Here is a 12,303-nt window from a genome sequence, read left to right on the forward strand (position 1 = left end):
GCGTCTGGCAGGTGCTGCCCGGTGTCGCGCCCGAGCTGGGGGAGTGGGCCGCCTTCTTCGCGGCCTGCTCGGCTCACCGGTCGGTCATCGACCGCGGCGGCCACATCAGTGCACGCGAGGCCGACGACCTGCTGCGCCAGGCCGAGATGTTCCTCGAGATCGTCCAGGACCTGCTCGGTGTCCCGCTCACGGTCCCCCTGCCGCAGTCGATCACGCCCGTCTCGAGAAGCCGGGCGAGCGGGGCGTGACGACCAGCATGACCACCATCATGACCAGCAGCGCCACGGGCGAGAGCTTCGTGCACCTGCACGTCGCCTCGGGCTACTCCATGCGCTACGGCACGGCCAGGCCCCACCAGCTCGTCGAACGGGCGGCCGCCTTCGGCCAGCCGGCTCTCGCCCTGACCGACCGCGACGGACTCTACGGCGCGGTCAAGTTCGTGCGCGCGTGCATGGAGCACGACGTCGCCCCGATCCTCGGTGTCGACCTCGCCATCGGGCCCGAGCAGCCTGAACGCCACCGTCCCGTGCGCACACCGGTGCGTGGTGGCGCGCTCGTCGACCCGCGGCTGCCTCGCGTCACGATGCTGGCGCGAGGCAGCGGTAGCGGCCTCGCTCCGGGCGCGGGATGGGCAGCGCTCTGCCGGCTCGTCACCGCGACCCACCTGCGCGGTGAGCGCGGCAACCCCGTCACGACGGCGAGCCTCGTGGCCGAGCACGCACGCTCGTCGCCCTCGGCGCCCTCTTCGCCCTCGTCGCCCTCGTCGCCCTCGTCGCCCTCGTCGCCCTCGTCGCCCTCTTCCGAGGACGGTCGCCCCGACGGTCGCGGCGGACGGCATACGTCCCCGGTGGCGGACGGCAGCCCCTCTCGCCTCGTCGTGCTCCTCGGACCCGACTCCGACGTCGGTCGGGCGGTGCTCGCCAAGCGGCGGGACCGCGCCCGAGCGGCACTCGAGCGCTGGGTGGCGCTGCTCCCGCGGGGTGCCGTCGTCGTCGAGGTGGTGTGCCACGGCGGACCGGAACACCAGCCCGGCAGCCTCGGCCAGGCCGCACGCATGCTCGCGCTGGCCCGAGAGGTCGGCGTGCCGAGCGTCATCACGGCGGCGGTGCGCCACACCGACCCCCAGGACGCCGCCATCGTCGACGTCCTCGACGCCGCCCGCCGGCTCGTCGCCCTCGACGCCCGCCACCTCGACCGCGTCACGACGGCCGGGCACCTCTCCCCGACACCGCTCATGCACGCGCTCGCCCTCGACGTCGTGCAGGTCTCCGGGCCCGGTCTCGTCGGCGGAGGGTCACTCGCCCGCGAGCAGGCGCGCGAGCTGCTCGCCCGCACCACGGCGCTCGCCGCCGAGTGCGTCCAGGACCCACGAGCCGACCTCGGCATCGGCTCGGTGCACCTGCCCGAGCCGGGCATCCTCGGCATCCGGCCCGGCACCAACCCGCACCGCGTCCTCGCGCGCCGGTGCCGCGAGTCCATCCCGACCCGCTACCCCGGCCGCACCGAGAGCGAGCTCGCCGCGGTCAGCGACCGGCTCGAGGACGAGCTCGGCGTCATCGAGACGCTCGGCTACGCGACCTACTTCCTCACCGTCGCCCAGGTCTGCGACCTCATCCGGGAGATGGGGGTGCGGGTCGCGGCCCGGGGGTCGGGCGCCGGGTCGCTCGTCAACTACCTCCTCGGCATCTCCGGCGTCGACCCGATGCGGCACGGCCTGCTCATGGAACGCTTCTGCTCACCGCTGCGCGCCGAGCTGCCCGACATCGACATCGACGTCGAGTCCGCCCGCCGCACCGAGATCTACGAGCGCATCCTCGACCACTTCGGCGGCGACCGCGTCACGTGCGTCTCGATGATGGACACCTACCGGGTGCGGCACGCGATCCGCGACGCCGGTGCTGCGCTCGGGTTGCCCCCGCCCGAGGTCGACGCCATGGCCAAGGCCTTCCCGCACATCGCGGCCCGCAACGTGCGCCACGCCCTCGCCGAGCTGCCCGAGCTGCGGGCGAGCGGCCTCGACGTGCCGCGCCTGCAGCTGATGTTCGACATCGTCGAGCGGCTCGACGGGCTGCCCCGGCACATCGCCCTGCACCCCTGCGGGGTCGTGCTGTCCGACTCCGTCCTGCTCGACCGCACCCCGGTGGAGGCGAGCTGGCTCGGCTTCCCGATGAGCCAGTTCGACAAGGACGACGTCGAGGAGATGGGGCTGCTCAAGCTCGACGTCCTCGGCATCCGGATGCAGTCGGCGATGGCCCACGCGATCGACGAGGTCGAGCGGGTCGACGGCGACCACATCGACCTCGACGACGAGAGCCAGGTGCCCTTCGACGACGAGCCGACCTTCGAGCTCGTCCGCTCGACGAAGACCCTCGGCTGCTTCCAGATCGAGAGCCCCGGGCAGCGCGAGCTCATCGGCAAGTTCGGGCCGCGCAGCTTCGACGACCTCATCATCGACATCTCGCTCTTCCGACCCGGCCCGGTCAAGAGCGACATGATCATCCCCTTCCTCAACGCGCGGCAGGGGTGGAAGGACCCCTCCTACCTCCACCCGACGCTCGTGCCTGCGCTCGAGGAGACCGAGGGCGTCGTCGTCTTCCACGAGCAGGTGCTGATGATCGTCGCCGAGACGACCGGAGTGACCCTCGCCCAGGCCGACGAGGTGCGGCGTGCGCTCGGCACCCCCGACGGGCAGAAACGGATCGAGGCGTGGTGGCGCCCCGCGGCCCGGGCTCGCGGCTACGCCCCCGACGTCGCCGACAAGATCTGGGAGGTCCTCAAGGCCTTCGCGTCGTTCGGCTTCTGCAAGGCCCACGCCGCCGCGTTCGCCCTGCCGACCTACCAGTCGGCCTGGCTCAAGACGCACCACCCGGCCGCCTTCCTCGCCGGGGTGCTGACCCACGACCCGGGGATGTACCCCAAGCGCCTCATCCTCGACGACGCCCGCACCTTCGGCATCGCGATCCTCGGCCTCGACGTCAACGTCTCGACCGGTGCCTACCGCTTCGAACGCACCGACGACGGCGGTGAGGCCATCCGGCTCTCGCTCGCGGACGTCCACGGCATCAGCGAGGCCGAGGTCGCGCAGATCGTCGCCGGCCAGCCCTACTCCAGCCTCTCCGACTTCTGGCAGCGCGCTCACGTGTCCCGCCCGATCGCCGAGAAGCTCGTGCTCGCAGGGGGATTCGACTCCCTGCACGACATCGACCTCGGGGGGCCGTCACGGCTCGACGAGAGCGGGTCCGGTGTCGTGGGGCGCACCCGGGGCGGCCTCGGCCGTCGCGGGCGCGTCACCCGGCGCGACCTGCTGCTCCACGTCGCCGAGCTCGACCGGTGGTCGTCGTCACAGCGCTCGTCGCGCCGGTCCTCCCGCCGGGTCTCGGCGGCGAGCCGGTCATCGGGGCCGGCCTCGACGCGGGGGCGGGTCACGTCGGTCTCGGCCACCGGCGACATCCGGGCCCTCGCGGCCGCGCAGTCCCAGGCCTCCGCGGGGGCGCCCGGGCACATCGCGACCCAGCTGACGCTCGACCTCGGCGACACGCCACGCCTCTCCGCGACGAGCGGCCTGCCCGAGATGACCGGTCCAGAGCAGGTCCGGGCCGAGCTCGAGGTGCTCGGCCTCGACGCGAGCGGCCACGTCGTCGACTTCTACGGTCCGCTGCTCGACGCGCTCGGCGTGACCCGGGCGCGCGACCTGCTCTCCGGACGCAGCGGCCGCGAGGTCCTCGTCGCCGGGGTCAAGGTCGCCACCCAGACCCCACCGATCCGCACCGGGCGACGCGTCGTCTTCCTCACGCTCGACGACGCCACCGGCCCGGCCGACCTCACCTTCTTCGAGGACGTCCAGGGACCGTATGCCGCCACCGTCTTCCACTCGTGGCTGCTGCTCTGCCGCGGGGTCGTGCGACGCACCGGGCCGCGCGGCGTCTCGATCCGGGCCACCGGCGCGTGGGAGCTCTCGGCCCTGCAGGACGCGTGGACCGCCGGTGGCATCACCGCCGTCCGTGACGCGCTCGACGCCGCCGACCGAGCGGCGTGGGAGCGCGTCACTGCCCTCGCCGGCCCCGACGGGGCTCCGGCCGGGGTGGGTGAGGGGCCGGACGGGCGGCGCGTGCTCGTCCACGCCTCGGGGTTCAAGCAGTCGCCGTACGCCGACATCAAGCCGGCGGGCGACGACGTCAGGGGACCTCGCGGCACGAGTCGGCTCGTGCCCACCGAAACCGTCGGTGGCCCGCCACGCAAGCTGTGGCACGCGAGCCCGGGAAGCTCGGGGCACTAGGGTGAGGACGCACACGAACCACACGCGGCACCACGCGTACCACGTTCCCAGACGGAGGATCCCGTGCCCGACGAGCAGCGCCCCCAGCGACGTGGAGGGGTCCGGCCGTCGGCGGTCGTCTCGGCCGTGGGTCGCATCGCCGACGAGTGCACGACCCGCCTCGGCCGTCCCCTCGAGGTGCTCGACCTCGGGGGTGGCACCGGTGGCGTCGCCGTCCCGCTCGCCGAGGCCGGGCACCACGTCACCGTCGTCGACCCCAGCCCCGACGCCCTCGCGTCGCTCGGCCGCCGGGCTCACGAGGCCGGCATCGTCGACCGCATCACCGCCGTCCAGGGCGACGGCGACTCACTGGGCGCCGTCCTCGCCGGCCGTCGTGTCGACCTCGCCTGCTGCCACGGCACGCTGGAGTTCGTCGACGACCCCGCAGCCACGCTCCACGCCATCGCCGAGGCCCTGGGGGAGGGTGGCGTCCTCTCGCTGCTCGTCTCCGGCCGGCTGTCCGTCGTCTTCGCCAAGGCCATCGCCGGCGAGTACGGGCAGGCGCGCGCGGCCCTCGTCGACCCGTCCGGCCGCTGGGGCAGCACCGACCCGCTTCCGCGTCGCTTCGACGTCGAGCAGCTCGAGACCCTCCTCGCCGACGCCGGCTTCACCGACGTCCGGATCCGGGGCACCAACATCCTGGGCCATCTCGTACCGGCCTCCCTCATCGACTCCGAGGCCGATCGTGTCGCCCTGGCCGAGCTCGACGACCTGCTCGTCTCCGGCCCGGGGCGCGAGKTCCTCCGAACCCTCGGCAATGCCCTCCACGTCGTCGCGCGTCGCGACTGACCGGCCCGCGACCGACCAGGCCGTGGTGAGCCCGTCGCCCCGTCGGGTGGTCCGACGATGAGCCGCCGCCAGTTCACCGCACCGACCCGGCGGAACGCCGAGCCGCCCGACGACACCGGCTGCACCGTCCTGCACGTCGACATGGACGCCTTCTACGCGTCCGCCTCGCTCATCTCCCGCCCGGAGCTGAGGGGCCGACCCGTCATCATCGGCGGGGCGAGCGGTCGCTCCGTCGTGCTCTCGGCGACCTACGAGGCGCGCGCCTTCGGGGTCACCTCGGCCATGCCGATGGCGCGTGCCCAGCGACTCTGCCCGCAGGCGGTCATCATCGAGCCCGACCATCGTCGCTACGCCGCCATCTCCGAGGCCGTCATGGCCACCTTCGCCACGATCACCGACAGCGTCGAGCCACTCTCGCTCGACGAGGCCTTCCTCGACGTGTCCGGGGCCRTACGCCGACTGGGGCGTCCCACCCAGATCGCCGAGCAGCTGCGCGACACCATCGCCGACGAGCAGGGCATCACGTGCTCGGTGGGGGTGGCCTCGACGAAGTTCGTCGCCAAGCTCGCCTCCAACCTCGCCAAGCCGGACGGGCTCATCGTCGTGCCCCGCGAGGAGGTCGTGTCGTTCCTGCACCAGCTGCCGGTCGGTGCGATCTGGGGCGTCGGCGACAAGACCGAGGAGCACCTGCACCGCCTCGGCCTGCGCACGGTGGCCGACCTCGCCCACACTCCCGTCGAGACCCTCCAGCGGGCCCTCGGCGACGTGGCTGGCCGGAGCCTGCACGACCTCGCGTGGGGCCGCGACCCCCGGTCCGTCGTGCCGGAGAGGCGCGAGAAGTCGATCGGCGCCGACGAGACCTTCGCCCACGACATCGACGACCCGATCCGCATCCACCGCGAGCTGCTGCGCCTCGCCGACCGGACCGCCGCCCGGGCCCGGTCCGCCGGGATGATGGGACGCACCGTGTCGATCAAGGTCCGGTTCGCCGACTTCACGACCATCACCCGGGCCAAGACGCTGCGCCACCACACCGACGTGTCCCGCGACATCTTCGCCACCGCCCGCGAGCTCTACGACCGGCTCGGCCTCCAGCGGGCCCGGATCCGGCTCGTCGGCGTCCGCCTCGAGGGCCTCGTGCCGTCGGCCGTGGCCCCCATCCAGGCCACCCTCGACGAGCCCGAGCACGGGTGGCGCGAGGCCGACCGAGCCGTCGACCGCGCGAGCGCCCGCTTCGGTGCGGGATCGGTGCGTCCAGCGTCACTCATGCCTGATCGGACCTCGGGTTCCCAACGCGAGCGGCGGGACCTATCCTGAGGGAAACAGGTCCGTGTCGGTCGGTTCCGGCATACGATCAAGGCACAGTCGATTTCGCACCAGGGAGGTGCCGAGTGGCACTCTCGGAACACGAGGAAGCGCTCCTCCAGCAGATGGAGGAGGCCCTCTACGCAGAAGACCCTCGATTCGCGTCACGCATCGAGAAGACGAAGTCGCGGGGTCTCGGCCGGGGTCGCGTCGTCGTGGGCGTCGTCGCCGGTGTGGCGGGATTGGCCCTGGTCGTGTTCTCGGCGATGAGCAGCAACATCTGGCTGGGTGCGGGTGGTTTCGCGATCATGGTGGCCGGCATCGTCTACGCCATCACGCCCTCCCGGACCAAGCTCGCCGCCGTCGGCAGCGACGGCACGACCAAGCCCCGTGCTGGCAAGGTCAAGGCCAGCACCCCCAGGGCGGGCACCTTCATGGAGCGCCTCGAAGAACGCTGGGAGAAGCGCCGCCGCGACCAGTGGTGACGCGTCGGCCTCCACCATCCACCTGCACAAGAACCCTGACGGGCGTCGTCAGGGTTCTTCTGCGTCTCCCGGGACTGCGTCTCCCGTGACCAGCCGGGCGCCGGCGCGCTAGGGGCGGGTGACGTAGACGGCCACGCCCCACGTCGCGATGATGGCGAAGGCGGTCGCCAACTCGATGCCGATGTTGAGGCCGACGGCTCGGATCGCCTGTCCGGTGGCCCGCCAAGCCGCACGGTGCTCGCGGTGCTTGACCAGTTCGAGGACGTAGACCGCCAGGACGAAGCCGAGCGGGGCACCTACGACCGGCACCACGAAGAAGCCGAGCACGGCCACGGCCAGCGCGACCGCCACGACGGCGCCATCGACCCCGGCTGACTTCATCCGTCGCCCTGGGAGGACGTACTTCGCAACCAGGCCCACGGCATACAAAACCGTGGCGATGCCGAGAACGAGCCAACCCGGCCCGTCCTGACGTTCGAGCGCCCACACGAGCGTCGCGCCCCAGACCACGATGAGTCCCGGAAGCACCGGGACGACGATGCCGACGGTACCCAAGACCATCGCAAGCAGAACGAGGACGTTCGTCGCGGTGATCACAGGACAGTCGTCGGCGGCGTACGGATCAGGATGGGGTCAGGAAGGGCCGGGTCGGAGATCGCCTGTCGGACTCAGCGTTCGTCCACGGGAGCGGATCCCGGGATCTCGGTGAGTCGGTCCGTCTCGTCGCGGATGTCGAGAGCCTTGTCCTTCAGCGCCGGGAGGTGCTCCCGACCGTGGTGCGCGCAGAAGAGCAGCTCTCCGCCGGAAACGAGGCGGGCGCGGATGTAGGCCTGAGCCCCACATCGGTCGCAGCGGTCAGCAGCGGTCAGTTCGGGTGCCAGTGCTGTCGTCATCGTGTTCGCCTCTTTCCTCCCTCGGGGGTTCCCCGGAGGGAAACCCTGCCATGTACCTACGACACCCGATCGGTCCATCCGGTGGACCTCTCGCGCCTCGCGGACGTTCCAACAGTGAATCACGTCGAATCCTTCCCGACGACGAGGCTCGGTCGGTGAGACGCTCCGTGCACAACATCGTTACGTGTCGGTGATTCGCCGCCGCCCTTCGGTACGGATGTCATACCCGGTCCCTGGGCAACGTCGGCGGGAGCCGCGAGCCTCCCGTAGGCCGTCGGCGGTGGTGGCTAGGCTTCCCCTGCCAGCCCTCCACAGCCCTACCGCTGGCCGTTCCCGACCGAAAGAGATCGACACACGTGGCCTCCGCCTCCCGACCTGCTCCCTCCGGCAACGGCGACTACACCGCGCGCCACCTCCAGGTCCTCGAGGGCCTCGAGGCCGTGCGCAAGCGCCCGGGCATGTACATCGGCTCGACCGACCAGCGCGGTCTCATGCACTGCCTGTGGGAGATCATCGACAACGCGGTCGACGAGGCCCTCGCCGGCGTCTGCACCGGCATCGAGGTGATCCTCAGCAGCGACGGCTCCATCGAGGTCCGGGACAACGGTCGCGGCATCCCCGTCGACATCGAGCCCCGCACCGGCCTGTCCGGCGTCGAGGTGGTCTTCACGAAGCTGCATGCCGGTGGCAAGTTCGGTGGCGCGTCGTATGCCGCGACGGGTGGCCTCCACGGGGTCGGGGCGTCCGTCGTCAACGCGCTGTCCGCACGGCTCGACGTCGAGGTCGACCGCGCCGGCAAGACGTACGGCATGAGCTTCCGCCGCGGCGAGCCCGGCACCTTCACCGACCGTTCACCGGTGCACTCCCCGGACTCCGAGTTCACCCCCTACGAGAAGAAGAGCGCCCTGCCCGTCATCGGCAAGGCGAAGCGTGGCGTCACGGGTTCGCGGGTGCGCTTCTGGCCTGACCGGCAGATCTTCCTCAAGGACGCAGAGCTCGACTATGACGCCATCCTCGGCCGCGCCCGGCAGACCTCCTTCCTCGTCCCCGGCCTGCGTCTCGTCATCCGCGACGAGCGCCGGCTCAAGGGCACGCCCGGCGAGGAGGGCCCGATCGAGGAGGTCTTCCAGCACGACGGCGGCATCACCGACTTCGTCGAGTTCCTCGCGCCGGACACCCCGATCACCGAGGTGTGGCGCCTCGAGGGCTCCGGCACCTTCACCGAGACCGTCCCGGTCCTCGACGTCAACGGCCACATGACCCCCACCGAGCTCGAGCGCGAGTGTGGCGTCGAGGTCGCGCTGCGCTGGGGACAGGGCTACGACACGAAGCTCCAGTCCTTCGTCAACATCATCACCACGCCCAAGGGCGGCACCCACGTCACGGGCTTCGAGCAGTCGATCGTCAAGGTCTTCCGCAAGCAGATCGAGGTCAACGGCCGGCGGCTCAAGGTCGGCAACGACAAGCCCGAGAAGGACGACATCCTCGCCGGCATGACCGCCGTCGTCACGGTGCGTCTGGCCGAGCCCCAGTTCGAGGGACAGACCAAGGAGGTCCTCGGCACCAACGCCGTGCGCGCCATCGTCGCCAAGGTCGTCGAGAAGGAGCTGACCGACCGGCTGACGTCGACCAAGCGCGGCGACAAGGCCCAGGCTGCGCTGCTGCTCGAGAAGGTCGTCTCGGAGATGAAGTCGCGGATCAGCGCGCGTCTTCACAAGGAGACCCAGCGACGCAAGAACGCCCTCGAGAGCTCGACCCTGCCGTCCAAGCTGCGCGACTGCCGCACCACCGACGTCGAGCGCTCAGAGCTGTTCATCGTCGAGGGCGACTCGGCGATGGGCACCGCGAAGGAGGCGCGCAGCTCCGAGTTCCAGGCGCTGCTGCCGATCCGCGGCAAGATCCTCAACGTCCAGAAGGCGTCGGTCTCCGACATGCTCAAGAACGCCGAGTGCGCCTCGATCATCCAGGTCATCGGGGCGGGCTCCGGCCGAAGCTTCGACCTGGCTGCCGCGCGCTACGGCAAGGTCATCATCATGACCGACGCCGACGTCGACGGCGCCCACATCCGCACGCTGCTGCTGACGCTCTTCTTCCGCTACATGCGCCCGCTCGTCGACGCCGGTCGCGTCTACGCGGCGATGCCGCCGCTGCACCGGCTCGAGGTGATCAACGCCGGGGCGAAGAAGAACGAGCTGATCTACACCTTCAACGAGGCGGAGATGCGCCGCACGCTCGCCCGCCTGGAGAAGTCGGGGAAGAAGATCAAGCAGCCGATGCAGCGCTACAAGGGTCTCGGTGAGATGGACGCCGACCAGCTCGCGGACACGACGATGGACCCGCGCCACCGCACCCTGCGCAAGGTGACGATGCGCGACCTCGAGGCTGCCGAGCGCGTCWTCGAGCTGCTCATGGGCAACGAGGTGGCCCCGCGCAAGGACTTCATCATCGARTCCGCGACCGAGGTCGACCGGGAGCGCATCGACGCCTGACCCCACCGTTCCGGCCCGCCGAGAGTCCGTCGGGTGTGGGGACCGTCGGCGCAACACGGCACGCAGTGCATACGATGTGTCCCTGCCGGCGTGACTTCTCCCGCCGGCGCGCGTCGAGAAGGGGGATCGATGGTGGGCAACGTCAACGCCGAGGAGTCGGTCGCCGATGAGCGGTTCGCCGCGCCCACCGGGGTCTCGGGAGGCGCCGGACACACGGACGTCGACGGGGGCACCTTCACCGTCGTGCTCCCCGACGCCGTTGTCGACGACGCGGCCGTTCCGGACGAGCCGCAGCAGCTCTCCGGCACGCCCGACGCCCCCGACGACGACGTCGCCGTCGCCGGTATCGACACGGCGCAGGGCCGCACGGCGCCGGCACCGGCGCACTACCTGACCTCCGACGAGCTGCACTGGGCCGGTGAGACCGTCGAGGCCATCTCCACGGCGTTCGCCTCGAAGGTCGTCGGGCAGGCCCGACTGCAGGAGACGCTGCTCATCGCGTTGCTGACGGGCGGCCACGTGCTCCTCGAGAGCGTCCCGGGCCTGGCCAAGACGACCGCGGCCCAGACCATCGCCCAGGCCGTCGGCGGCAGGTTCCACCGCATCCAGTGCACGCCCGACCTGCTGCCGAGCGACATCGTCGGCACGCAGGTCTACAACCAGCACTCCGGCACCTTCGAGACCCAGCTGGGCCCGGTGCACGCCAACTTCGTGCTGCTCGACGAGATCAACCGCAGCAGCGCCAAGACCCAGTCCGCCATGCTCGAGGCGATGCAGGAGCGCCAGACCTCGATCGGCGACAAGAGCTACGCCCTGCCCGACCCGTTCCTCGTCCTCGCGACGCAGAACCCCATCGAGCAGGAGGGCACCTACCCGCTGCCCGAGGCCCAGATGGACCGGTTCATGCTCAAGGACGTCCTCGACTACCCGTCGCCGGCGGAGGAGGCCGAGGTGCTGCGGCGCATCGACTCCGGCATCTTCGACTCGCCGTCCGAGCCCGTCGTCTCGGTCGCGGACGTCAAGCGGCTGCAGGGCCTCGTGGGCCGCGTCTACGTCGACCCCGCCATCGTCAACTACGTCGTCGGCATCGGCTACGTCACCCGCCACCCGCGCGACTACATCGAGCCGCGCCTGGCCGGCTACGTCGACTTCGGGGCGAGCCCACGGGCCAGCATCGCCTTCACCGGGGCAGCGCGCGCCCGGGCCCTCATCGACGGGCGCAACCACGTCGTGCCCGACGACGTCAAGGCGCTGACGCACCGGGTGCTCCGGCACCGCGTCACACTCGGTTTCGAGGCGGCCGCCGACGAGGTGGCCGTCGAGAGCATCATCGACGCGATGGTCAACGGGATCCGGACTCCCTGACGGGAGCGCTGACCACGGACGCGACATGACCACGACGCTGCTGACGCGGGTGAAGAGCAAGCTCTTCGTCCACGCGCGCCGCAAGTCACGCAGCCTCCTCGAGGGCGAGTACGCGTCGGTCTTCCACGGGCGCAGCCTCGACTACGACGACCTGCGCGACTACGTGCCCGGCGACGAGGTACGCGACATCGACTGGCGCGCAACGGCCCGCCACCAGACGCCGCTCGTCAAGCGCTACGTCGCGACGCGCAAGCAGAACCTCATGCTCGTCATCGACACCGGGCGCGGGATGGCGGCCCTGACCCGTAGCGGCGAGGCGAAGAAGTCGGTGGCCATCACGGCGGCCGGTCTCGTCGGCTACCTGGCCCAGCGCCACGGTGACCTCGTCGGGCTCGTCCGCGGCACGGCCGGGTCGACCGTTGCGCACGACCTGCGCGGGTCGGAGGTGCACCTCGAGCTGCTCCTGCGGGCCGTCGACGCCGCGACGGTCCTGGACGGCGACCAGAGCAACCTCGCGACGCAGCTGCGCTGGATCGTGCGCCACGTCCGCCGCCGCCTCGTGCTGCTCGTCATCGCCGACGACAAGGAGCTCGACCCGGCCCTCGACGAGCTGTTGCGCCGTCTCCACGTGCAGCACGAGATCCTCTGGATCACCGTCGAGG

The 12,303-nt window shown here is 71.2% G+C and carries 10 protein-coding genes; 8 read left to right on the forward strand and 2 right to left on the reverse strand.

What is annotated here, in order from left to right; all coding sequences use genetic code 11:
- The 5 genes from AC1DP0_RS09395 to AC1DP0_RS09415 form a co-directional block, all read left to right on the forward strand.
- Positions 1-248 (forward strand): SAV_6107 family HEPN domain-containing protein (locus tag AC1DP0_RS09395; RefSeq protein WP_478083981.1); only part of this gene is annotated, 248 nt, incomplete at its 5' end.
- Between the two features lie 20 nt (positions 249-268).
- Positions 269-4,276: a DNA polymerase III subunit alpha gene (locus tag AC1DP0_RS09400; protein ID WP_478083983.1), complete on the forward strand. Its 4,008-nt coding sequence runs from the start codon at positions 269-271 to the stop codon at positions 4,274-4,276.
- A gap of 63 nt (positions 4,277-4,339) precedes the next feature.
- The gene (locus tag AC1DP0_RS09405; RefSeq protein WP_478083985.1) at positions 4,340-5,104 is read left to right on the forward strand and encodes a class I SAM-dependent methyltransferase; all 765 of its coding nucleotides are present in this window, start codon (positions 4,340-4,342) and stop codon (positions 5,102-5,104) included.
- Between the two features lie 57 nt (positions 5,105-5,161).
- Positions 5,162-6,421, forward strand: a complete 1,260-nt coding sequence (dinB, locus tag AC1DP0_RS09410) for a DNA polymerase IV (RefSeq protein WP_478083987.1) — start codon at positions 5,162-5,164, stop codon at positions 6,419-6,421.
- 74 nt (positions 6,422-6,495) lie between these two features.
- Positions 6,496-6,894, forward strand: coding sequence for a DUF3040 domain-containing protein (locus AC1DP0_RS09415; RefSeq protein WP_478083989.1), 399 nt, complete (start codon positions 6,496-6,498; stop codon positions 6,892-6,894).
- Positions 6,895-7,002: 108 nt separating this feature from the next.
- Here the strand turns inward: AC1DP0_RS09415 and AC1DP0_RS09420 are convergent, their stop codons facing one another.
- Together AC1DP0_RS09420 and AC1DP0_RS09425 are read right to left on the reverse strand one after the other, a co-directional pair.
- Entirely contained in the window at positions 7,003-7,491 is a 489-nt protein-coding gene (locus tag AC1DP0_RS09420) for a DUF456 domain-containing protein (protein ID WP_478083991.1), read from the reverse strand.
- Between the two features lie 71 nt (positions 7,492-7,562).
- A complete protein-coding gene (locus tag AC1DP0_RS09425) occupies positions 7,563-7,787 on the reverse strand; it encodes a DUF7455 domain-containing protein (RefSeq protein ID WP_442278252.1) in 225 nt (74 codons plus the stop codon).
- A gap of 356 nt (positions 7,788-8,143) precedes the next feature.
- Between AC1DP0_RS09425 and AC1DP0_RS09430 the strand changes: the two genes are divergently transcribed.
- The 3 genes from AC1DP0_RS09430 to AC1DP0_RS09440 form a co-directional block, all read left to right on the forward strand.
- Entirely contained in the window at positions 8,144-10,276 is a 2,133-nt protein-coding gene (locus tag AC1DP0_RS09430; protein WP_478083993.1) for a DNA gyrase/topoisomerase IV subunit B, read from the forward strand.
- 129 nt (positions 10,277-10,405) lie between these two features.
- Positions 10,406-11,641 (forward strand): AAA family ATPase, encoded by a 1,236-nt coding sequence (locus tag AC1DP0_RS09435; RefSeq protein WP_478083995.1) that lies wholly within the window; start codon positions 10,406-10,408, stop codon positions 11,639-11,641.
- 25 nt (positions 11,642-11,666) lie between these two features.
- Positions 11,667-12,303, forward strand: a 637-nt coding sequence (locus AC1DP0_RS09440) for a DUF58 domain-containing protein (RefSeq protein ID WP_478083997.1), incomplete at its 3' end; no start/stop codon positions are given.

The organism is Terrabacter sp. P5_B1 (assembly GCF_056400505.1).

What these genes read in the sequence shown, in the direction of transcription:
- AC1DP0_RS09400 (WP_478083983.1), top strand. Translation starts at nt 269, where the DNA reads ATGACCAGCAGCGCCACGGGCGAGAGCTTCGTGCACCTGCACGTCGCC.
- AC1DP0_RS09425 (WP_442278252.1), bottom strand. Translation starts at nt 7,787, where the DNA reads ATGACGACAGCACTGGCACCCGAACTGACCGCTGCTGACCGCTGCGAC.
- AC1DP0_RS09435 (WP_478083995.1), top strand. Translation starts at nt 10,406, where the DNA reads ATGGTGGGCAACGTCAACGCCGAGGAGTCGGTCGCCGATGAGCGGTTC.